17 protein-coding genes and 1 pseudogene are annotated in these 21,356 nt (G+C 68.4%); 12 read left to right on the top strand and 6 right to left on the bottom strand.

Translation table 11 applies throughout. From position 1 onward, the window contains the following. The first annotated feature begins 16 nt into the window (after nucleotides 1–16). Nucleotides 17–892 (top strand): oxidoreductase, encoded by an 876-nt coding sequence (locus tag J6U32_RS24090; RefSeq protein WP_208792476.1) that lies wholly within the window; start codon nucleotides 17–19, stop codon nucleotides 890–892. A gap of 12 nt (nucleotides 893–904) precedes the next feature. On the opposite strand, the gene J6U32_RS24085 is transcribed toward J6U32_RS24090, so the two are convergent. Then, a complete protein-coding gene (locus tag J6U32_RS24085) occupies nucleotides 905–1,543 on the bottom strand; it encodes an alpha-ketoglutarate-dependent dioxygenase AlkB (RefSeq protein WP_208792475.1) in 639 nt (212 codons plus the stop codon). A gap of 173 nt (nucleotides 1,544–1,716) precedes the next feature. Here J6U32_RS24085 and J6U32_RS24080 point away from each other — a divergent pair, with 173 nt between their 5' ends. The 3 genes and pseudogenes from J6U32_RS24080 (at nucleotide 1,717) to J6U32_RS24070 (ending at nucleotide 5,408) form a co-directional block, all read left to right on the top strand. Further along, nucleotides 1,717–3,945 carry an MMPL family transporter gene (locus tag J6U32_RS24080; RefSeq protein WP_208792474.1) on the top strand — a complete coding sequence of 743 codons (2,229 nt, stop codon included), beginning with the start codon at nucleotides 1,717–1,719 and terminating at the stop codon, nucleotides 3,943–3,945. A 28-nt stretch (nucleotides 3,946–3,973) separates the two neighbouring features. After that, nucleotides 3,974–4,573, top strand: coding sequence for a TetR family transcriptional regulator (locus J6U32_RS24075; RefSeq protein ID WP_208792473.1), 600 nt, complete (start codon nucleotides 3,974–3,976; stop codon nucleotides 4,571–4,573). A 25-nt stretch (nucleotides 4,574–4,598) separates the two neighbouring features. Continuing rightward, nucleotides 4,599–5,408: pseudogene (locus J6U32_RS24070) on the top strand (mycofactocin-coupled SDR family oxidoreductase). Here J6U32_RS24070 and J6U32_RS24065 read toward each other — a convergent pair. Continuing rightward, complete coding sequence (locus J6U32_RS24065) at nucleotides 5,402–6,010, bottom strand: TetR/AcrR family transcriptional regulator (RefSeq protein WP_208792472.1); 609 nt, start codon at nucleotides 6,008–6,010, stop codon at nucleotides 5,402–5,404. The pseudogene J6U32_RS24070 and the gene J6U32_RS24065 sit on opposite strands and share 7 nt — an antisense overlap. 92 nt (nucleotides 6,011–6,102) lie before the next feature. On the opposite strand from J6U32_RS24065, the gene J6U32_RS24060 reads away from it, so the two are divergent. Together J6U32_RS24060 and J6U32_RS24055 are read left to right on the top strand one after the other, a co-directional pair. Beyond that, nucleotides 6,103–6,486: a DUF1304 domain-containing protein gene (locus tag J6U32_RS24060; RefSeq protein ID WP_208792471.1), complete on the top strand. Its 384-nt coding sequence runs from the start codon at nucleotides 6,103–6,105 to the stop codon at nucleotides 6,484–6,486. A 65-nt stretch (nucleotides 6,487–6,551) separates the two neighbouring features. Then, on the top strand, nucleotides 6,552–7,565 hold the full coding sequence (locus J6U32_RS24055) for an NADP-dependent oxidoreductase (RefSeq protein WP_208792470.1): 1,014 nt from the start codon (nucleotides 6,552–6,554) through the stop codon (nucleotides 7,563–7,565). On the opposite strand, the gene J6U32_RS24050 is transcribed toward J6U32_RS24055, so the two are convergent. Next, nucleotides 7,566–8,720, bottom strand: coding sequence for a pyridoxal phosphate-dependent aminotransferase (locus tag J6U32_RS24050; protein WP_208792469.1), 1,155 nt, complete (start codon nucleotides 8,718–8,720; stop codon nucleotides 7,566–7,568). It lies immediately after the preceding gene. A gap of 147 nt (nucleotides 8,721–8,867) precedes the next feature. Here J6U32_RS24050 and J6U32_RS24045 point away from each other — a divergent pair, with 147 nt between their 5' ends. Both J6U32_RS24045 and J6U32_RS24040 read left to right on the top strand, forming a co-directional pair. Further along, nucleotides 8,868–9,437: a pyridine nucleotide-disulfide oxidoreductase gene (locus tag J6U32_RS24045; RefSeq protein WP_208792468.1), complete on the top strand. Its 570-nt coding sequence runs from the start codon at nucleotides 8,868–8,870 to the stop codon at nucleotides 9,435–9,437. Between the two features lie 159 nt (nucleotides 9,438–9,596). After that, the gene (locus J6U32_RS24040; RefSeq protein WP_208792467.1) at nucleotides 9,597–11,393 is read left to right on the top strand and encodes a serine/threonine-protein kinase; all 1,797 of its coding nucleotides are present in this window, start codon (nucleotides 9,597–9,599) and stop codon (nucleotides 11,391–11,393) included. A 5-nt stretch (nucleotides 11,394–11,398) separates the two neighbouring features. Here J6U32_RS24040 and J6U32_RS24035 read toward each other — a convergent pair whose 3' ends face one another. After that, entirely contained in the window at nucleotides 11,399–13,066 is a 1,668-nt protein-coding gene (locus J6U32_RS24035) for a DNA repair helicase XPB (protein ID WP_338836525.1), read from the bottom strand. A 452-nt stretch (nucleotides 13,067–13,518) separates the two neighbouring features. Here J6U32_RS24035 and J6U32_RS24030 point away from each other — a divergent pair, with 452 nt between their 5' ends. After that, entirely contained in the window at nucleotides 13,519–15,027 is a 1,509-nt protein-coding gene (locus J6U32_RS24030; protein ID WP_208792465.1) for an MFS transporter, read from the top strand. Nucleotides 15,028–15,053: 26 nt separating this feature from the next. Here J6U32_RS24030 and J6U32_RS24025 read toward each other — a convergent pair whose 3' ends face one another. Further along, nucleotides 15,054–17,381, bottom strand: a complete 2,328-nt coding sequence (locus tag J6U32_RS24025) for a helicase-associated domain-containing protein (protein WP_208792464.1) — start codon at nucleotides 17,379–17,381, stop codon at nucleotides 15,054–15,056. A 37-nt stretch (nucleotides 17,382–17,418) separates the two neighbouring features. Then, nucleotides 17,419–19,899, bottom strand: a complete 2,481-nt coding sequence (locus J6U32_RS24020) for a protein kinase domain-containing protein (RefSeq protein WP_208792463.1) — start codon at nucleotides 19,897–19,899, stop codon at nucleotides 17,419–17,421. Between the two features lie 202 nt (nucleotides 19,900–20,101). Here J6U32_RS24020 and J6U32_RS24015 point away from each other — a divergent pair, with 202 nt between their 5' ends. From J6U32_RS24015 to J6U32_RS24005, 3 genes are read left to right on the top strand one after another with little or no spacing between them, the layout of a single operon-like run. Continuing rightward, entirely contained in the window at nucleotides 20,102–20,305 is a 204-nt protein-coding gene (locus tag J6U32_RS24015) for a hypothetical protein (protein WP_014361282.1), read from the top strand. 13 nt (nucleotides 20,306–20,318) lie between these two features. Continuing rightward, entirely contained in the window at nucleotides 20,319–20,855 is a 537-nt protein-coding gene (gene moaC / locus J6U32_RS24010) for a cyclic pyranopterin monophosphate synthase MoaC (RefSeq protein ID WP_208792462.1), read from the top strand. Beyond that, a complete protein-coding gene (locus tag J6U32_RS24005) occupies nucleotides 20,852–21,331 on the top strand; it encodes a MogA/MoaB family molybdenum cofactor biosynthesis protein (protein ID WP_208792461.1) in 480 nt (159 codons plus the stop codon). Before moaC ends, J6U32_RS24005 begins: the two co-directional genes overlap by 4 nt. Nucleotides 21,332–21,356 lie beyond the last annotated feature (25 nt).

The raw sequence follows: 21,356 nt of genomic DNA, 5'->3' as shown, positions 1-21,356 counted from the left end.
GACAAAGGGGCATTCCATGAGTGGTTGGTCGACGCACGACATCCCGGATCAAACGGGCCGGACCTTCATCGTGACCGGGGCCAACTCCGGACTCGGTGCCGAGACCACCGAGGCGCTGGTCGGTGCCGGCGCGGAGGTCATCATGGCCTGCCGCAACACCGCCAAGGCCGACGACGTAGCCCGAGGCCTCGGCGACCGGGCGCGGGTGGCCGCACTCGACCTCGCCGACCTCGCATCGGTCCGGGCGTTCGCCAACGGGATCACCAGCGTCGACGTCCTCATCAACAACGCCGGCGTGATGGCGCTGCCGCTGCGGCGCACCGCCGACGGCTTCGAGATGCAGATGGGCACCAACCATTTGGGCCACTTCGCACTCACCGGACTGCTGCTGCCCAAGATCGGTGACCGCGTGGTGACGTTGTCGTCGGGGTTGCACCAACTCGGCCGTATCGATCTCGCCGACCTCGGGTGGCACAACCGCCGCTACCGCCGGTGGCGGGCCTACGGCGACTCCAAGATGGCCAACCTGATGTTCGGGATGGATCTCGCCGACCGTTTCGACGCCGCGGACGGCGACGGCCGGCTCTCGCTGATCGCCCACCCCGGCTACGCGGCCACCGAACTGCAGGGCCACACCGAGTCGCTCATGGACACGGCGATGAAGATCGGCAACCTGTTCGCGCAGTCGGCCGCCGTCGGCGCGCTGCCCACGCTGTACGCCGCGACCGCGTCGGACGTCGTCAACGGCACGTTCTACGGGCCGAGCCACTTCTTCGGCATGCGTGGGGCGCCCGGGGTGTCGGCCTTCAGTGGCCGCGCCAACGACCGAGCGATCCGTGACGGACTGTGGGCGGAGTCGGAGAAGCTCACCGGCGTCGCCTACCCGATCTAGGGCCGGCGAGCCTCACCACACGCCCGGCGGACGGAATTGCACGCTGATGCGGGCGCCGACGCCGGGACATTTCGGCACGGCGTGCTCCCAGGTGCGCTGACAACTGCCACCCATCACGAGCAGATCGCCCGAGCCCAGGACGAATCGCAGCGACGGTCCACCACCCCTGGGGCGCAACGCCAGTGGCCGCGGCGCCCCGAGTGACAGGATCGCCACCATGGTGTCGTGGGTGGCGCCGCGACCGAACCGGTCGCCGTGCCAGGCCACGGAATCGGAACCGTCGCGATACAGGCACAGGCCCGCCGTCGCGAAACCCTCGGGCAATTCCTCGCGATAGTGCGCGCTCAACTCCGAACGTGCCTGCGCCAGAAGGGGATCGGGCAGGCGATGACGTGCCTGGTAGGTGGCGACCAGGCGCGGGACGTCGACGACGCGGTCATACATGCGCCGTCGTTCGGCGCGCCAGGCCGCGCCATCGTGCAGGGCGTCGAAGAGGGTGGGGGAATCGGTGATCCAACCCGGACGCAGGTCGACCCAGGCGCCGTCGGACAGTTCGCGGCGGGTCACCGAGGTTCCCAGCGCGCCGAGGCTCGGCGCGGTTCCGGCGGTCCCCGTGAGGTCGAAGAGCGAACCCTGCATGCCGACGTTCATGAGCCCACCCTAGCGCGTATCGAACGCATGTTCTGGTGTCCTGGAACACGCCATAAGCTGGTGGCGCGTCGCGAAAAAGCGGAGTACACAGTATCAAGTGTTAGTCACTCACACTTTTGGGTGACGCGCCGCTGTATCGACGACCCGTCCGCATCGACGTCCAGGGGATTGCCATGGCCTCACTGCTCTTCCGGCTCGGCCGGTTCTCGTTCCGGCACAAATGGTGGGTGATCGCGACCTGGCTGCTCGCCCTCGTCGTCGTGGCCGGCCTGGTCGGCGCGCTCAAACCCAAGTTCGCGCAGGATTTCGATCTGCCCGGCACCGACTCGGGTACCGCGACCAGCCAGTTGCAGCAGTACTTCCCGAAGGTCATGGAGCAGCAGTCCCGGGGTTCGGCGACGGTGGTGGTGTACGCCGACAACGGACTCGAGGCGCACGCCGACCAGCTCAACGCGCTGGCCGCCGACCTGCAGAAGCTGCCCGACGTCGCCGACGCCAAGACCGTCGTCAGCCCGCTCGTCGCCGCCAAGGCGCAACCGGCGGTGGCCGCGAAGGTCCTCGGCGACAACGGCCACGTCGGTCTGATCAGCGTCGGGGTCACCACGAACGTCCAGGACCTGTCCGTCGATCAGAAACAGCAACTCCTCGACGTTCTCGCCAAACATCGCGGCGACGGACTGCAGGTCGAGGCCACGGGGTCGCTCGTCCAGGTCATGGAACAGGGCGGCAAGGCCGAGTTGATCGGTTTCGCAGTGGCGTTCGTGGTGATGATCGTCGCGTTCGGTGCGTTGATCGCGGCCTTCATCCCGCTGGTCACCGGCATCGTCGGCGTCGCGCTGACGATGATGCTGGTGACGCTGAGCGCCAAGTTCATGACGGTGAACCAGACCGCGACGGGCATCGTCACGATGCTCGGTATCGCGGTGTCGATCGACTACGCACTGTTCATCGTGTCGCGCTATCGCAGCGAGGTGAAACGCGGCGGTAGTCGCGCCGACGCCGCCGGTCGCGCGGTCGGCACCGCCGGAACCGCGGTGGTCTTCGCGGGCCTGACGGTGGTCATCGCGGTGGTGGCGCTGACCGTCGTGGGCATCCCGCTCATCACCCAGATGGGCGCGGGCGCAGCAGTGGCCGTGGTCATCGCGGTGATCGCGGCGCTCACCCTGATCCCGGCATTGCTCGGGGCGGTCGGCCGGTTCGTCTTCACCCCGCGTATCCCCGGCATCCGCCACGCCGAGGAGTCCGAGACCGCCGACTCCAACGGCGTTCGCTTCGGTCGGACGGTGGTCAAACGGCCGCTGCCGTTCATCATCGTCGGCCTGGCGATCCTCGTCCTGGCCGCGATCCCGGTCGGCAAGTTGCAACTCGGCATGGACCTGTCGAACTCCGACGAGGCACGCGCATCGGCGTTGCTGCAGAAGGGATTCGGCGAGGGCGTCAACGGCCAGTTGTTGGTGATCGTGCACGACGCCGACGGCAACGTCGCACCGGCCGCCGAGCAGGCCGTCGCACACATCAAGACCTTGTCCGACGTCGCCAACCCGGCGACGCTGATCTGGACCGGCAACGGCACCGGAGCGAACCCGAATGCCGGCGCCTCGACCGCACTGATCATGGTGACCCCGGAGAGCGCGCCGTCGGCACAGGCCACCCACGACCTGATGGAGAAGATCCGCGACTGGGGTCCGACCATCACCAAGGGCGGCGTCGAGATGCACGTCGGCGGTCAGACTGCGATCATGTCGGACCTGTCGGCGAAGCTCGACAAGGCACTCATCCCGTATCTGGTGGTCGTGGTCGGACTCGCCTTCCTCATCATGATCGGCGTCTTCCGTTCCATCTGGGTGCCGCTGGTCGGGACGATCGGCTTCATCTTCTCGGTGCTCGCGACCTTCGGTGTGACCGTGGCGATCTTCCAGGAGGGCTACCTCGGCATCATCACCGACACCCGGCCCACCCTGTCGTTCCTGCCGATCTTCCTGATCGGCGTGGTCTTCGGCCTCGCGATGGATTATCAAGTGTTCCTGGTGACCCGAATGCGCGAGGAATACATCCACGGCATGAATGCCAAGGACGCCATCATCGCCGGCTACCGGCACGGAGCGCGTGTGGTGAGTTCGGCCGCGGTCATCATGATCAGCGTCTTCGCCTCGTTCATGCTCGCGCCCGACACCACGTCCAAGATGCTCGGATTCGCCCTGGCCATCGCGGTCTTCTTCGACGCCTTCATCATTCGCATGACGGTGGTGCCCGCGGTGATCGCGATGCTGGGTGATCGGGCGTGGGGGCTGCCGCGCTGGCTCGACAAGCTCGTCTTCGATTTCGACATCGAGGGCGGCGCGGTCCGCGACCGCGGACTGTCGGGCGAGAAGGAAGCCGTCGTCGCGTCGGCGCCGAGCTGACGGTGCATCCGACAATGAAGAAAGCTCGATGACGGGTGTGTCGCATCGTCCGGCCGGGCTGCGCGAACAGAACAAGGTGCGCACCCGGTCGGCCATCCGGGAGGCCGCGATGCGGCGCTTCGCCCGACATGGCTACGCGCAGACCACCGTCGAGCAGATCGCACGCGAGGCGGAGGTCTCCCACACCACCTTCTTCCGGTACTTCGCGTCCAAGGAGCAGGTGGTCATCGGCGACGATCTCGAGGATGCGCGTGCCGCGGCGATGAACGAGATCCCACCCGGTCTCGGGCATTTCGATCTGTTGCGCACGATGGTCCGCGCGCAGTACCGCATCGCGACCGCCGATCCGTGGGCCTCGAGTGTGGAGCGGATGCGCCTGATCCAGTCCGAGCCGGCCCTGCGGATGGCCTATCAGATCGAGTCCGACGCCGCGATCATCCGTGCCCGCGAGTACTTCGCCGACTATCTCGGTGTGCCGCAGGACGACACGCATCTGCACGTCTTCATCGCGGCGACCGCCGGGGTGATGTTCCACATCGCCGAGCAGGTCGACGATCCGCGCGACGATCGCGTGCTCGCCTCACTACTCGAGGCCATCGATCTGATGGAGCAAGGGCTGCCGATGTGACGGCCCGGGAGAAGGAGAGAACGAGATGACACGACTCGAGGGCAAGGTCGCCTTCATCACCGGTGTGGCGCGTGGACAGGGCCGCGCCCATGCCGTGCGCTTGGCACGTGAGGGCGCCCAGATCATCGGCGTGGACCTCGCGGGACCGCTGCCCGGCGTGCCCTACGATTGCGCAACCCCGACGACCTCGCCGAGACCGCGCGGCTCGTCGGGGAACAGGGCGGCACAGCCGTTCTCACCCAATGCGATGTGCGTGACGCCGACGGGCTGACCGCGGCGGTCGCGGCCGGCGTCGAGAGGTTCGGCGGCCTCGACATCGTGGTGCCAATGCCGGGATCTGTATACCCCAGACCTACGACGAGATCACCGCCGAGAGCTTCCGCGACACCATCGACATCAACGTGATCGGGGTCTGGAACACGGTCCGGGCCACCGCGGATGCGCTGACGCGCGTGGCGGTGAATCGGTGATCATCACCAGCCCGTAAGCGGAGAAGAAGGTGCAGCCCTTCATGATCCACTACACCACCAGCAAGCATGCCCTGGTCGGGATGACCCGTGGTCTCGCCGCCGAGCTCGGCGCCCACAACATCCGCGTGAACTCCGTGCACCCCGGTGCGGTGAACACCCCGATGGGGTCGGGCAGCATGCGCGAACGCATCGAACAGGCCAACGAGGCCAACCCACGGCTCGCCGGGATGGGCATGGTGTTTCTCAACCAGTATGTTGCCGAGGCCGACGAGATCGCCAACGTGGTCGCCTTCCTCGCCTCCGACGAGTCGGCGTTCATCACCGCCGAGCACATCTCGATCGACGGTGGTGCGCAGCACTACTGAGCTGTGCGCTCGCTGCGTGCCTGCGCTCGCAGGGCCTCGGCGGCGGCGTCGAGGGTCGCCCGCGCGGCGTCGGGGTCGATCCGGCTCAACGACAATGCGGCGATGTCGGCGGCGACGGTGAGCCGGGTCAGCCGCCGGCGCGCCCTCGCGTCGGCCCGGGGGAGCAGGGCGTCGACCCCGTGGCCGATCGCGTCGGTGAGCTCGCGGTGATAACCGGCGATCACCTCGTGCACCGCGGTATCCGAGCCGATCGGAGCCGCGGCGCTGACCAGCAGTAGACAGCCTTGCGGTGCATCGGGATTCGACGCCAGTGTGCCGATCGCGGCGCTCAGTCCGGTGAGGAAGTCCAGGATCGCCTCGGGTGCCACCGGGTCGGTGGTGAGCGGCCGCAGGCGCGGACGGACCACGGTGTCGAGGTAGTCCTCGACGGCGGCATCGAAGAGGCCCCGCATGTTGCCGTGGGCGTGGTAGATGCTCGATCGGCCCACACCGGTGGCCTGCTCGACATCGGCGACCGAGACGGCGTCGAAGCCACGCTGCCAGAACAGATCGCGTGCCTGGCTGATCAGGTGCTGGGGGTCGTATCCGGCGGCGCGTCCCATGTGAACTCCGGGGTCGAGGGTTGACAAATTGTGCAACGATCATTCTAGTATAGTTTTGGAACGAGCAGTGCACAATTCTGGAGGAGTATCCGATGGCCGTCGCCATGATCGTCGTCGCAGCCCTGGCGGCGGCGTTGCACGTCTACATCTTCGTGCTCGAATCCCTTCTCTGGACCCGCCCGCGCACCCGCGCGACTTTCGGCACCAGCGAGCAGGAGGCGCAGGCCACCCGCGAGATGGCGTTCAACCAGGGGTTCTACAACCTCTTCCTGGCGATCATCGTCGTCATCGGCGTGGCCTGCTGGTTCGCCGACCATGCTGTCGGCGCTGCACTGATCGGCGCCGGTGCCGGCTCGATGCTGGCCGCGGGACTGGTGCTGCTCGTCTCCTCGCCCGACAAGGCCCGCGCCGCCCTCACCCAGCTCGCGTTTCCCCTGATCGCCCTCGTGCTGCTCGGCGTGACACTCGCGCTGTGAGCCTCGTTCGGACTCCACGCCCCCCAACATCCACACCCCGACATCCACACCCTCAAGGAGATTCGATGACCACCTCGACCAGCACCCAGATCCAACTCGTGAACCGGCCGGTGGGCTGGCCCACCCCCGAAGACTTCCGCACGGTCGCCGTGGACCTTGCCGACCTTGCTCCGGGGGAGGTCCGCGTCGCCAACGAGTTCGTCTCCGTCGACCCGTACATGCGCGGGCGGATGATCGACACCCGCAGCTACGTCCCGCCATTCGCCCTGGGGGAGACCATGACCGGCGGAGCGGTCGGCAGGGTCGTCGCATCGGCATCCGACGATCTCCCCGTCGGCACCCTCGTGCTGCATCAACTCGGCTGGCGTGACGTCGCCCAGGCGTCGGCCGCCGAGTTCACCGCGGTGCCCGAACCGCCCGCCGGCACAGCGACATCGGTGTACCTCGGCGTTCTCGGCCTCACCGGGATGACAGCCTATGTGGGACTCACCGCGGTCGCGGGGCTGAAAGACGGTGACATCGTCTTCATCTCGGGAGCCGCCGGCGCGGTCGGCAGTGTGGCCGGACAGATCGCACATCTACTCGGTGCCGCCTCGGTCATCGGCTCGGCGGGCGGGCCGGCCAAGGTGGACCTGCTCACCTCCCGCTACGGCTTCGATGCCGCCCTCGACTACAAGGCGGCACCGGTGCGAAAGCAGTTGCGGGAGCTGGCATCAGACGGGATCGACGTGTACTTCGACAACGTCGGCGGCGATCATCTCGAGGCCGCACTCGATGTCTTCAACAACGGTGGACGCGCAGCTTTGTGCGGTGCCATCTCCTCCTACAACGAGACGCAGGCGCAGCCCGGACCGCGCAACATGAGCAACATCATCACCCGGGGACTGACCCTGCGCGGCTTCACTCTGCCCTCCTACATGGGCCTCGCACGCGAGTTCAACGAGAAGATGGCGGCGTGGCTGGCCGACGGGAAGATCGTCCATGACGAGACCGTCGTGGACGGCATCGACCACGCGGTGGATGCCTTCCTCGGCATGATGCGCGGGGAGAACGTCGGAAAGATGTTGGTGCGTATCTGATCACAGCCGCCGGAGACGCTGCGCCGCCTCGGCGATCACCTCATCGCGCTTGGAGAAGGCGAAGCGCACCATGTGTCGCCACGGGTCCTTGTCGTCGGCGAAGACGCTGACCGGTACCGCCGCCACCCCGATCCGCTCCGGCAGGGTCCGGCAGAACGCCTCGCCGTCGGCGACCCCGAGCGGGCGCGGGTCGGCGCACACGAAATAGGTTGCCTCGCTGCGGTGCACCCCGAAGCCGGCGTCGGACAGCGCCGCCGACAACAGGTCTCGCTTGGCCTGCAGGGACTGCGCGCTGCCGGCCACCCAGTCCATCTCCGATTCCAGCGCGTGGGCGACGGCGGGCTGGAACGGGCCCGACCCGACGTAGGTCATGAACTGTTTGGCCGCGCGGGCCGCGGCGACGAGTTCGGCCGGACCGGACAGCCACCCGACCTTCCATCCGGTGCAGTTGAATGTCTTGGCGGCACTGGAGATCCGCAGGGTCCGCTCGCGCATGCCGGGCAACGTCGCCAGCGGGGTGTGCGTGCGGCCGTCGAACACCAGATGCTCGTACACCTCGTCGGTGACCGCGACGACGTCGTGCTCGAGACACAGCCGCGCGATCTCGGCGAGGTCGTCGTCGTGCAGGACGGTGCCGGTCGGATTGTGCGGGGAGTTGACCAGGACCAGCGCGGTGCGCGGGGTGAACGCCGCGGCGAGCGCATCGCGATCGAGGCGAAAACCGTCGCCGTCGGGCCGCAACGGCACGGTCCGCCGTACCCCGCCGGCCATCGCGACGGTCGCGGCGTAGGAGTCGTAGTAGGGCTCCACCATGATGGCCTCGGCACCCGGCTCGGTGAGCCCGACGATCGCCCCAGCGATCGCCTCCGTCGCACCGACGGTGATCAGCACCTCCGTGTCGGGGTCGTAGTCGAGACCGTAGTGGGCCCGCTGGTGTTCGGCGACGGCACGGCGCAGCCGCGGTATGCCGATCCCCGGCGGGTACTGATTGTCACCGCCGTTGATCGCCGCACAGGCGGCAGCCAGCATCGAGGCCGGACCGTCGGTGTCGGGGAAACCCTGCCCGAGATTCACCGCGTCGTGGGTGACGGCCAGAGCCGACATCTCGGCGAAGATCGTGGCGGTGAACGGGCGCAGACGGGTGACGGTGGGCATGGTCTCAGGCTGTCACATCGGCTCGGGTGACCGCTCCGGACCGACTTGTTCGGTGATCGTCGCGTTCCATGCCGACGCCAAGGAGGGTGCAAGCGGGTCGGTCGATGCTTGCGGCACCAACAGCCGACCTCCGAGAGGACATCCCCCATGAACACCGCATCCGATCACCAACCGGTCATCGAACCGCTCGCCCGGCCCGGCCGGCGTCTGGCCTGGCGTGCCGCCGTCGTCGCCGGCTGTCTCGGCTTCGCGCTGGTCGCCGCGTGCGACGTCAGCCTCGGCTCCGACGCGATCGACGATCCCGACGACGTCGGCGTCGGCGAATGTCTGGCGCTCGGCCCCGACGACGATCCCGGCAAGGTCGCCGCGTCGGCGGCATCATGTGAGGACTCCGACGGTCTCACCTTCTACGTGGCCCGTCAGGTCGTGGCCGGCGCCGAGTGCGACGCCGCCAACACCTCGACCCTGACCTTCGGTGCCGACCGCGAGAGTCTCTGCCTGACACCGAACTTTGCCACCGGCAAGTGCTACCGGATCCCGATCGGCGGTGACCTCGCCGACTACCGCGAGGTCGACTGCGGTGAACCGGCGCAGGACCGGACCGTCGTCGCGCGGGCCGTGCAGCGCGGGGACGAGACGATCACCTGCGCCGACGAGGACACGACCTGGTCGTTCAGCGCTCCGAAGTCCATCGGGTACTGCCTGCGCGAGGTGTGAGTCCGCGGTGGATCCGGCATCGATCGGACGACCACCGAACACCCGACACGGACGTCGTCGGCGTGCCGCAACCGGTAAGGTGACCAGGGCTGACCGCCCGGCGTGAACCGCGTGGAGGGCGCGTATCCGCTTCCGTCGTGCCGAGGAGGGCTGTCGAGGGTGGTCTACCAACCGGGTGACTCGTTCGCCGGCTACACGATCACGAGACTGATCGGTCGTGGCGGGATGGGCGAGGTCTACCTGGCCCGGCACCCCAGCCTGCCGCGCAACGAGGCGGTCAAGATCCTGCCGTCCGATCTCAGCCGTGACCCGATGTTCCGGCAGCGATTCATGCGCGAGGCCGAACTCGCGTCGAGCATCGTGCATCCGAACATCGTGACCATCTACAACTCCGGCGAGTACGAGGGGCATCTGTGGCTCGCCATGGAGTACATCGACGGCGTCGACGGCGGGGAGTTGTTGCGGCGCAGCCCCCGCGGGCTCAACCCGATGCTCGTGTCGGCGATCGCCACCGCCGTGGCGGCCGCTCTCGACGCCGCACATGCGCGCGGGCTGCTGCACCGGGACGTCAAACCCGCCAACATCCTCATTGCCGAGAACGATTCCGCCGGTGCCGGTGACACCGCCACGACACCGCCGCGTGTGCTGCTCGCCGATTTCGGGATCGCCAAGTCGACCGGCGACGTCAGCAACCTGACCTCGGCCAACATGTTCCTCGGCACGGTGGCCTATGTGGCACCCGAACAGTTGCTGGGTGCCGAGGTCGACGGACAGGCCGATCAGTATTCGCTGGCGGCCACCCTGTTCCAATTCCTGTGCGGCAGGCCGCCGTTCGAGGGAACGAGTCAGGCCAACGTGATCGCCGCGCACCTGAGCAGCGCCCCACCCGCGGTGTCGTCGTTACGACCGGGCACCTCCGCGGCACTCGACGAGGTCATGCACCGAGCGCTGGCCAAGACGCCGGGGGATCGGTTCGGCTCGTGCGGTGAACTCGCCGAACAACTCGGTCGTGCGTTGCGTGCCTCGCCCACCCGGGTCGGGACCCCGGTACCCGGGCCGACGGAGGTCATCCGGACCGCCCGTCCGACGGTGTCGACACCACCTGTGGCACCGTCGACACCACCGGTCTACCCGCCGCCGGTGCCCCAACCGCCGGTGTCCCAACAGCCGGTGTCCCAACAGCCGGTGTCCCCGTATGTGCCGCCGCCGCAGTACTTTCCGCAGTCCGCACCCTCGGGTGCATTCCCGGGCCAGCCGAGTCAGCCCGGCCAGCCGAGTCACCCGGGTTTCACCGGTGGCTATCCGATGCCGCCCGCGCGACGTTCGCGCGGAACGGTGACGATCGTCCTGGTCTCGCTCGTGGCCCTGGTGGCGGTGGTCATCGCCGGGGTGGTGGTGGCCAACCTGATCTCCGGTTCGTCCTCCGACACGACTGCGAGATCGTCGGGCAGCGCGTCGACGACCGGTGCCGCGCCCGGGGCGACGACGCCCTACACCCGGCCGCCGGTGACCGAGGCGCCCACCACGGTCACCAGCGCGAGTCAGATCACCGTGGGCAACTGCGTGCAGATCGGCCGGGATCGTGACGCACAGGGCAATGTGGCGACGTCGAAGGTCGACTGCGCCACTCCGGCGATGACGTTCTACGCGGCCGGTTTCATCGCCGATTCCGCCGACTGTCCCAACGACCACAACGCCAGTCTGACCTTCGGCGATTCCGGCGACAAGCTCTGTCTCACACCGAATTTCGTGCCGCAGGAGTGCTATCAGATCCCGAGTTCGGGCGGCTCGCTGTCGGACTATCACGAGCTGGCGTGCGGGTCGGCCGCCGCCGCGGGCACCGTCGCCTTCCGCGTCACCAACCGCGCCACGAGCGCGCTGACCTGCGCGAGCGGCGAGGTGCGGTGGACCTTCGAGCAACCCCAGTCGCTGGGCTACTGCCTGGCGCAGGTGTAGCGGCGTCAGCCCGCAGATTCCTCACCGATGGTGGGGCCGAGGAGGTCGTCGGCGTCGGTGATCCGGTAGGCGTAGCCCTGTTCGGCGAGGAAGCGCTGGCGGTGGGCGGCGTAGTCGGCGTCGAGGGTGTCGCGGGAGACCACCGAATAGAAATGTGCTTGTCCACCACCGGATTTCGGTCGCAATAGGCGCCCGAGGCGCTGCGCCTCTTCCTGCCGGGAACCGAAGGTGCCCGACACCTGCACGGCCACCGACGCCTCGGGTAGATCGATCGAGAAGTTGGCGACCTTGGACACCACGAGGGTCTGCAATTCGCCGGACCGGAAGCGGTCGAACAGGGACTCGCGCTCCTTGTTCTTGGTCGACCCCTGGATCACCGGGGCATCGAGTTCGCGGCCGAGCTCCTCGAGTTGGTCGATGTAGGCGCCGATGACCAGCGTCTGAGAGTCGCTGTGGCGCGCCAGGATCGACCGCACGACGTTGACCTTGGTGTGCGCGGTCGAGCAGAGCTTGTACTTCGCCTCGTTCTCGGCGACGGCGTACTGCAGTCGCTCCTCGTCGGTGAGGGTCACCCGCACCTCGATGCACTCGGCGGGCGCGATCCAGCCCTGGGCCTCGATGTCCTTCCACGGCGCGTCGTAGCGCTTGGGGCCGATGAGGGAGAACACGTCGCCCTCGCGGCCGTCCTCGCGGACCAGGGTGGCGGTGAGGCCGAGTCGTCGGCGGGACTGCAGGTCGGCGGTCATCCGGAAGACCGGCGCCGGGAGCAGATGCACCTCGTCGTAGATGATCAGACCCCAGTCGCGGGAGTCGAAGAGATCGAGATTCTTGTACTCGCCCTTGGACTTTCGCGTCATGACCTGATAGGTGGCGATGGTCACCGGGCGGATCTCCTTGCGCTCACCCGAATACTCGCCGATCTCGTCCTCGGTCAGGGTGGTGCGGGCGACCAGCTCCCGCTTCCACTGACGTCCCGCGACGGTGTTGGTGACCAGGATGAGGGTGGTGGCACCGGCCTTGGCCATCGCGGCCGCGCCGACCATCGTCTTGCCCGCACCGCACGGCAGCACCACGACGCCCGAGCCGCCCGCCCAGAACGAGTCGGCGGCCATCTCCTGGTAGTCGCGCAGATGCCAGTCGCCCTGGTCGAGGCCGATCGGATGTGCCTCCCCGTCGACGTAACCCGCGAGGTCCTCGGCCGGCCAGCCGACCTTGAGCAGGATCTGCTTGAGTCGTCCGCGCTCGGACGGGTGCACGACGACGGTGTCGTCGTCGAGGCGGGCGCCGAGCATCGGGGCGACCTTCTTGTTGCGCAGGATCTCCTCGAGCACCGCACGATCGAGGCTCACCAGCGTCAGTCCGTGGACGGGACTCTTGACCAGCTGCAGGCGGCCGAAGCGGCCCATGGTGTCGACGATGTCCATCAGCAGCGGTTGTGGCACCGCGTAGCGCGAGTAGGTGACCAGCGCGTCGACCACCTGCTCGGCGTCGTGGCCGGCCGCGCGCGCGTTCCACAGAGCCAGCGGCGTCACCCGGTAGGTGTGCACGTGTTCGGGTGCGCGCTCGAGCTCGGCAAACGGGGCGATCGCTGCGCGGGCGGACGCCGAGTCGGGGTGATCTACCTCGAGCAGCAGCGTCTTGTCGGATTGCACGATCAGGGGTCCATCGGTCACCCGATCCATTGTCCAGGTGACTGCACGTCGCGTCGAATCCCGACAGCGCTCTCCAGCACGCCGACGGCGCCCTGCACCACGCCGACGGCGCCTCGTCGAGCGCTGTCGGGACTGAGTGGAGCGCTGTGGGCGCTGTGACGAGCGCTGTCGGGACTGAGTCGAGCGCTGTGGGCGAAATAGTGGGCGCTGTGGGCGCTGTGGCGAGCGCTGTCGGCGTGCACCGAGAGGTCCGGACGCGGCGTTTGTGTGGATGCGGCCGTGGAGACATGGCCGATATGACCGAATCGGACGAGCCTCGAAACATCCCGAGGCAAAGGGAGTTTCGCTGTCGTGCCGGACGGCGTACGCTATCCGGAGTACGGTCCTCCGGATATTGGTCCGTGGATCACCACACCAGGTCGGTGCATCGCACCGACGCGTCCACCGCACGTCGACAAGAGCGAGTCCCTCGAATGTCCTCACCTGTCTCCCCTTCCACCGAACTCGATCCCCGGCGGTGGAAGGCCCTCGTCTTCATCTGTCTGGCCCAGCTGATGGTGGTCCTCGACGGCACCGTCGTCCAGATCGCCCTACCCGACGCCAAGGTCGACCTCGGTATCAGCGACGCCAACCAGCAGTGGGTCATCACCGCCTACGCGCTGGCCTTCGGTGGTCTGCTCCTGTTCGGCGGACGCATCGCCGACCTATGGGGTCGTCGACGTGCGCTGATGGTCGGTCTCGTCGGTTTCGCCTTCGCCTCCGCATTGGGCGGGGCGGCGGTCAACCAGGGGATGCTGTTCGGCGCGCGGGCGCTGCAGGGTGCGTTCGGCGCGCTTCTCGCCCCGGCCGCATTGTCGCTGCTGACCGTGATGTTCACCGCGCCCAGGGAACGCGCCCGCGCCTTCGGTGTCTTCGGTGCGATCGCCGGTGGCGGCGCCGCGGTCGGCCTGCTGCTCGGTGGTCTGCTCACCCAGACCCTCGACTGGCGCTGGACGATGTACATCAACGTGGTCTTCGCCGCCGTCGCCCTGTTCGGTGCGATCGTCGAGATCAAGGAGCCGCCCCGGGCCCACGACAACGCCACCCACCTCGACGTCCTCGGCGTCGTCCTGGGCGGCGGGGGACTGGCCCTGGTGGTCTACGGTTTCAGTCGCGCGGCCGAGGAAGGCTGGAGTGACACCGGAACCGTCATCTGCCTGATCGCCGCGGTGGTACTGCTCGCCGCATTCGTCGGATGGCAGGCGCGCTACCGACATCCGTTGCTGCCCTTGCGGGTTGTCGCCGACCGCGCCCGCGGCGGAGCGTATCTGAGTGTCGCCATGTCGGTGATCGCGATGTTCGGCTCCTTCCTGTTCCTTACGCTCTACATGCAAGTGGTGCACCACTATTCGCCGCTGAGCGCCGGAGTTGCCTTCTTGCCCATGGTCGGTGGCATGCTGATCGGCTCCACCCAGATCGCGGCGCGCCTCATCACCCGGGTGCCGCCACGGTTCCTGCTGGTGCCGGGTGCGCTCATCGCGGCCTGCGGAATGCTTCTGCTGAGCCAGATCTCGGCCGACTCCACCCGATATTGGAGCGTGATCTTCCCGGCTCTGTTCCTGCTCGGCTGCGGGATGGGCACGGTGTTCATGACCTCGATGAATCTCGCCACCTACGGCGTCGAGCCACGCGATGCCGGTGTGGCGTCTGCGATGGTCAACACCTCACAGCAGGTCGGCGGAGCCATCGGTACGGCCCTGCTGAACACGATCGCCGCCACCGCGACGGCCTCGTACATCACCGGCCACATGGCCTCGGTGCACGGACCGGCCGACGCGAAGGTGTTGCAGGCGCAGGCCATGGTCCACGGTCAGAGCATCGGATTCTATGTTGCCGCAGCCATTCTCGCGGGCGTGGCGCTGGTGGCCGGGGTCCTGATCAACGTCCGGCGGCCGATCGGCGACGCACATGAGGCCGAGCCGGTCGCGGTGGCCGCGGGCTGACCCGGGCGCTGATCGTTCGGCGCAGGTCAGCCGTCGAGCAGCTCGACGCTGGTGATGCGATGCAGCGAGAACCGCTGCTCGTCGTCGGTGCCGTCCTCGATCCCGATGAGCTGACCGGCGCCGAGGGTCTGCGGGGACACCACATGCCTCGACGCGCTGCCATGGGCGTCGACGTAGCCGACGCGTAGTTTCCGGTTGGCGCGCAACGCCAATTGGATCAGCGCGGTCGTCGGCTCGCCACCCCCGGTGGCCCGCACCGACGCCGAGGCAGGCCCGGCTGCGGGGGTGGCGACCGCGGCACGATCACCCGAGCGCACCCGGCCGACGACGGCGGCGATCTGATCGGGGCCGAGCGCCGCGCGACGTGGTGCCGCGGCCGGATGCCGCCGTGCGCGATTGGTGGCGACCCGGCTTCCACGGTCACGCATGTCGACGAGCTCACCCGCCGAATCCTCACCGGCCGGGGCGAATCCGGCGGCGCGCAGAACGTCGAGCACATCACGGATCTCGCTGGGCGACACTGCGACCGTGGGTGCCAGCGCCCGGAGTGCCAGACGTTCGGTGGCATCACTGCGCAACACCGCCGCGAGGGTCGCCGCGTCCTCGCACCGGATGAACGACGAGGCGATCCCGACCCGGAGCGCCCCGTGCCGGCGCGCCACGTCCTCGATCAGATAGGTCAGCGACTGCGGCACCGGAGTGCGTGAATGCGTCGTGAACATGGTGATCAGTTCGATGCTGGATCGGCCGGCATCGAGCGCGCGGCGCACACTGTCCTCGCTGATCCTGTACACCGATGCGGCGCCGCCGGATTCGAGGTCGGCAACCATCTCCACCTGTTCGGCGAGTTCGGCGGTCATCGGTCCGGGCACGGTGATCGTCAGATCGGCCTGGGTGAGGAAGTGATCGACCGGGGCCGGCAAGGCCTTGCGCATGGCGGCGAGTACCGCCGAATCGTCGTCGGCGGGATCGGCGTCGAGTACCGCCCGCCCGACCGTGGTCAACGCGTGATGCCCGACGACGCCGACCGCGCGCGCCTCGTCGAGCGTCGCGCCGACCACCCGCGAGGTGAGACGACGCATCTGGTGCGGGTGATCCCAGCCGAGGGTGGCCACGAGCCCGGCGACCGACACCGGTGTCGCCGGCGCCGTCTGCCGCAGCGCGGTGAGGACGGTGCGACGCACGGTGGGTGCGTGGGAGTCGTAGATCTCGGCCGACAGCGCGGGGATCGTGGTGCCGTCGCGGTCCGGCTCGCCGACCTGCCAGGCGTTGCGCGGCATCGTCAGCCAGGCCTCGAGAAGGGTGTGCCACTGGCGTTCCGGCGGCTGGTGCAGCCAGGTGTCCGACGTCGTGGTCGGGGCGAAGGCGTGTTCGCCGGTGTCGCCGGCCGGTGGCGGGTCGGGAAAACCGGAGTCGATCAATCGTGCGTGACCGAGGAGCTCGACGATCAGTGCGAGCCGGGGCTGATCGAGACCGGTGGTCTTGCTCAGACGGCGCAACTCGCGCACGCCGAGGGCCCCCGACCGCAGGATGGCCGCCGGTGCCGACCCCAGCGCGCGGAGCACCGTGGTGGCGTGCCGGATCAGTTCCAGCGCCTCGCCACCACCTGCGGCGTCGATGTCGCGGGCCGAGAACCGGCGCGGCGCCGACGAATCGTCGGGTAGCGGTCGCGCGAGGGTGTCGGTGCGCAGGGCCGGTTCACTCCGCAGCAACTGCCCGGATTGTGCGGGGAGCTCGACGGTCTGGTGATCGATCCGCGCGAGCAGACCGTCGGCGATCAGGCGTGCGACCGGCGACTGCGGGTCAGCGTCGGGTGCGGCATCGCGACTGCGGCCCAGCGCCGGCCCCCGGGAGAGCGCCGCCAGCAATTCGCGTTGCCGCTCGTCGAGGGTGTCGAGACGCGACCGCAGGTCCTCGGGTGTCATGTGTGCGAGGGGGCCTGTCAGGTGCAGCCCGCGCCACGGCAGCGCCGAGGTGGCATTGGCGGCGACGTGCAGGGCGTCGTCGGGGCCCCAGATCAGGGCCAGTCGTCGCAGGTGGTCGATGCGCTCGAGGATGTCGTCGTGCTCGGCGCGATCGGACAGCGCGTCGAGCACCGACGCCGCCGACACCGTTGCCGAATCCGGTGGGCCCGAGGAGATGATCACCTCGAGCACGGCGACGTCGAGCAGGTCGAGGCGCTCGCCCGCGAGTGCGACCGACGCCGCGGAGAGCGCGCGTTGCGCGAGGACCCGGCTGCCCTGCGGGGGCGGCGAGGCGAGATCGGGACGCAGCGTGAACAGATCCGCCAATTGATCGTCGGTGCGCGAGATCAGGTCGCCGGCAAGCCCGTCGGCCCGATCATCGGAACTCATTCGGCCGATTCTACCGAGCGCGCCGGGCGACCCCTTGTCACGCGGGCAGGTTCAGCAGTGCCGGGGTCGACACTTCCTTGTCGTCGCCGCTGTCGCCGTTGCCGACCTGGCCCGCGGAGTTGCGGCCCCAGCAGTAGATCGAGGTCTCGTTGACGACCGCGCAGGTCGTGCCCAGCACGGTCTCGACGGCGGAGACGGTTCCCGACAGGGCGGTGATCTGGGTCGGCGAGGTGGTCGCCGATCCGGAGCCGATGCCGAGTTGCTGTCCCTCGTTGTCTCCCCAGCAGAACAACTTGCCCTGCGACACCGCGCAGGTCGAACCCCAACCGGTGTTGATCTGGGTGACCCCGGTCAGTCCGACGACCGGCGTCGGGGTGTGCTGGGCGTTCTTGGTGCCGTCGCCGATCTGGCCGTACCGGTTGTCGCCCCAGCAGTAGGCCTTGCCCGACGCCGACGCGCACACGGTGATGTATTGGTTCGGGTCATCGGTCACGCCGTAGGTGCCGACCGAGATGGAGTCGGCGCCGGTGACGGCGACCTTCTGCGGGGTGTTGGCCCGCGTGGTGGCCCCGGTGCCGAGCTGGCCGCTGTCGTTGTTGCCCCAGCAGTAGACCGCATCGGCGGTGGCGCAGGTGGTGCCCTGCGCGGTCGCGACGCCGGTGACGGTGCCGTTCAGCCCGGTCACCTCGGTGGGGGTGGAGGTCTTGTCGGTGACCGATTCCACGCCGACCTGGCCGTCGTCGTTGTCGCCCCAGCAGTACAACTTGCCCCCGGCGACCGCGCAGGTGCTGCCGTAACCGGTGGCGATCGCCGTCACCGTGCCGGACAGTCCGGTCACCGGCGTCGGGGTCTGGGCGTCGGAGGTGGTGCCGGTGCCGAGCTGGCCGAAGTTGTTGTCGCCCCAGCAGAAGGCCTGGCCGCCCGAGATCGCGCAGGCGGAGGTCTTGAAATCCTTGTCGGTGTCGGTGTAGCCGCCCAACGAGACCGCGGTCACGTCGGGGAGATTGATCTTGACCGGGGTGGGTGACGCGGTGGTACCGCCGTTGGCGAGCTGATTGTCGTAATTGGCTCCCCAGCAATACAACTGCTTGGCCGAGATGCCGCAGCTGGAGTTGCCGAAGACGGCGAGCACCGTGGGATGTCCACCGGCCGTTGGTTGATCATCGTCGCCGCGGAAAGCGCCTGCGGCGAAGGCGATGCCGAGTCCGACGACGAGCAGCACCACGACGGCGGCCGCCGCCAGTGAGACGATCAGGCCGGTGCGCTTCTTCTTGGGGGCCGGTGGTCCGGAGAGCGGATAGCCGGCGCCGATGAGATGCGGTGGCGTTCCCGGCGGGAACGTCGGGGGCATGCCGCCGGTCGGTGCGGGCGCGCCGAACGGTGCCGATTGATACGGCGAATTCGGTTGCGACGGTGGATTGTTGGCGACAGTCGGACCGCCCGGCGCGTAGCCGCCGGGCATCGGGGACGGAGTCTGGCCGGGGTAGGACGGGTTCTGATTTGCCGCCGGGTTCGGATGCGAGGGGCTCGGATGCGACGGCGGCGGTGTCGAATAGGACGGCGGCGGTGTCGGCTGCGACGGTGGCACGGTGGGCTGGGAGTACGGCCGGTTTGCCCCGACGAAAGGTCCTGCCGCCGGGTTCGACTGGTGCGGTGCCGGTGTGGGGTTACCCCGACCCTCGAATGCTTGACCCCGCCCGTCGAATGCTTGACGCAGCGCAGTCGAGAACGACCGGCAGTCGGGGTAGCGCTCGGCGGGATTCTTCGACAATGCCTTCGCGATCACCGGATCGAGGGCGCCGAGGTCGGGGCGTAGCGAGCTGATCGGCGGGATCTGTTTGGTCAGATGCGCCATGACCAGCGCCGAGGGCGTGGTGGTGGTGAACGGGGCCTGCCCGGTCAGGAGCTGGAAGACGGTGCACGCCAACGAATACTGGTCGGAGGAGGCCGATGCGTCGTGGCCTTCGATCACCTCGGGCGCACAGTAGGCCAGCGTGCCGATGAAGGCGCTCGTCGCGGTCAGCGACGTCGAGTTGACGAGTTTGGCGATGCCGAAGTCCAGGACGGTGACCCGGGCGATCTGACCGTGTTCGTCGCGGCTGACGAAGATGTTGGCCGGTTTGACGTCGCGGTGGATGATGTTGCGCCGGTGGGCGTAATCGAGGGCGTCGGCGACACGGGTGGTCACCTCGATCACGTCCGACGGGGAGATCGCACCATGGGTGAGGTCGGCGCCCTCGAGGTAGTTCATGGTGAACCACGGGGTGCCGTCGGTGTTGATGCCGTACTGGTGGATCGAGATGATGCTGGGGTGATCGAGCGCCGCGGTGGTGCGCGCCTCGTTGGTGAAGCGCCGCTGGAAGTCGGGGTCGTGCGCACCGGCCAGCGAGATGACCTTCAGGGCTTCCCGTCGCAGCAACTGCGGGTTCTCGACGAGGTACACCTCACCCATCCCGCCCGAACCCAGCAGGGACACCACCTTGTATCCGGCGACCTGCGAACCTGGACTCAGAGGCACGATTCTTCCTTTGATCGGGGGTGGACCGCTGGCCTGTGACCTTACCCAACGTGCTCTGAGATCGGCCTTCTTATCATTCGAACGATGGGCCCACGACGTGGCGTCGGGGCTGATGACGACGCGGGTGTCGGGGGTGATGACGTGGACGTCGGTGACCAAACGGTGAGCGTGCCGCGTGCCGCGGAGGTCGCCGTGGCACAATATGCGCGTGGCTGAGAGCAATTCGAAGAAGCACTACGTGGACAACGGCTGGCCGAAGGCCTCCGACGGCGACGGTCCCGAGCACGCGGTCTCGGAGTTCGCGGCCGCTCTGCCCGGCGCGTTGTCCCCGTTCGGCGAGGTGGAGTTCCCACTTCCGGCCGACGAGGTCAACTACATCAACCCCAAGACGGTCATCAACCGCTGAGCGCGGTGACCGAGTGCTTGCGGTGACCGATCCGCAGTCCGCTGCCCGGTTGTCCCACGTCGACGACTCGGGTACGGCCCGCATGGTCGATGTGGGGGACAAGTCGGTCACCCACCGCCGCGCCGTTGCCGGCGGCACCTTTCGTACCAGCACCACCGTCATCGACCTGCTGACCTCGTCGTCGCTGCCGAAGGGTGACGTTCTCGCCACCGCGCGGATCGCCGGGATCATGGCGGCCAAACGCACCGATTCACTCATCCCGCTCTGTCATCAGCTGGCGCTGTCGTCGGTCGACGTCGACTTCACGATCGGCGCCGACCACATCGACGTGACGGCCTCGGTCACCACCGCGGGCCGGACCGGCGTGGAGATGGAGGCGCTGACCGCGGTGGCGGTGGCCGGACTCACGCTGCACGACATGGTCAAGGCCGTCGACCGCCACGCCCGCATGGACGGAATCCGGCTGCTCGAGAAGTCCGGCGGACGGTCCGGGGACTGGCACCGAGAAGACGACGGCGGGACTCACACCGACCCCGGGACGCAACCATGAGCACGCAGCGCGTCGCGCGGATCGTCGTCGCCTCCACCCGGGCCTCCCGTGGTGCCTATCCCGATCGCACGGGCCCGATCATCGCCGAGTGGCTCGCCGACCACGGGTTTTCTGTCGACGAGCTCGACGTCGTCGCCGACGGCCCGCCGGTGGGTGACGCGATCCGGGCCGCGATCTACGCCGACGTCGACCTCGTCCTCACCACCGGTGGAACCGGGCTCGCCCCGACCGACCGGACTCCCGAACAAACCCGGCCGCTGCTCGACATCGAGATCCCCGGTCTCGCCGACGCCATCCGCACCGCCGGGCTGCCGCAGGTACCGACCGCGGTGCTCTCCCGCGGCACCGCCGGGGTCGCCGGCACCACGCTGGTGGTCAATCTGCCCGGCTCGACCGGCGGTGTGCGCGACGGCCTTTCGGTCCTCGCCACCGTCGTCGACCACGCTCTCGACCAGATTCGCGGCGGCGACCACTGATGCTGGGCTGTCGCTGATGCCGGGC

The sequence above is a fragment of the Gordonia polyisoprenivorans genome (genome assembly GCF_017654315.1).
Taxonomy (GTDB): Bacteria; Actinomycetota; Actinomycetes; order Mycobacteriales; family Mycobacteriaceae; genus Gordonia; species Gordonia polyisoprenivorans_A.
This window is presented reverse-complemented; position numbering and strand designations above follow the sequence as displayed.

Bases quoted from the DNA above. Each gene is read 5' to 3' on its own strand.
- J6U32_RS24090 (WP_208792476.1), top strand. From the start codon at position 17: ATGAGTGGTTGGTCGACGCACGACATCCCGGATCAAACGGGCCGGACC.
- J6U32_RS24085 (WP_208792475.1), bottom strand. From the start codon at position 1,543: ATGAACGTCGGCATGCAGGGTTCGCTCTTCGACCTCACGGGGACCGCC.
- J6U32_RS24080 (WP_208792474.1), top strand. From the start codon at position 1,717: ATGGCCTCACTGCTCTTCCGGCTCGGCCGGTTCTCGTTCCGGCACAAA.
- J6U32_RS24075 (WP_208792473.1), top strand. From the start codon at position 3,974: ATGACGGGTGTGTCGCATCGTCCGGCCGGGCTGCGCGAACAGAACAAG.
- J6U32_RS24065 (WP_208792472.1), bottom strand. From the start codon at position 6,010: ATGGGACGCGCCGCCGGATACGACCCCCAGCACCTGATCAGCCAGGCA.
- J6U32_RS24060 (WP_208792471.1), top strand. From the start codon at position 6,103: ATGGCCGTCGCCATGATCGTCGTCGCAGCCCTGGCGGCGGCGTTGCAC.
- J6U32_RS24055 (WP_208792470.1), top strand. From the start codon at position 6,552: ATGACCACCTCGACCAGCACCCAGATCCAACTCGTGAACCGGCCGGTG.
- J6U32_RS24050 (WP_208792469.1), bottom strand. From the start codon at position 8,720: ATGCCCACCGTCACCCGTCTGCGCCCGTTCACCGCCACGATCTTCGCC.
- J6U32_RS24045 (WP_208792468.1), top strand. From the start codon at position 8,868: ATGAACACCGCATCCGATCACCAACCGGTCATCGAACCGCTCGCCCGG.
- J6U32_RS24030 (WP_208792465.1), top strand. From the start codon at position 13,519: ATGTCCTCACCTGTCTCCCCTTCCACCGAACTCGATCCCCGGCGGTGG.
- J6U32_RS24025 (WP_208792464.1), bottom strand. From the start codon at position 17,381: ATGAGTTCCGATGATCGGGCCGACGGGCTTGCCGGCGACCTGATCTCG.
- J6U32_RS24015 (WP_014361282.1), top strand. From the start codon at position 20,102: ATGCGCGTGGCTGAGAGCAATTCGAAGAAGCACTACGTGGACAACGGC.
- J6U32_RS24005 (WP_208792461.1), top strand. From the start codon at position 20,852: ATGAGCACGCAGCGCGTCGCGCGGATCGTCGTCGCCTCCACCCGGGCC.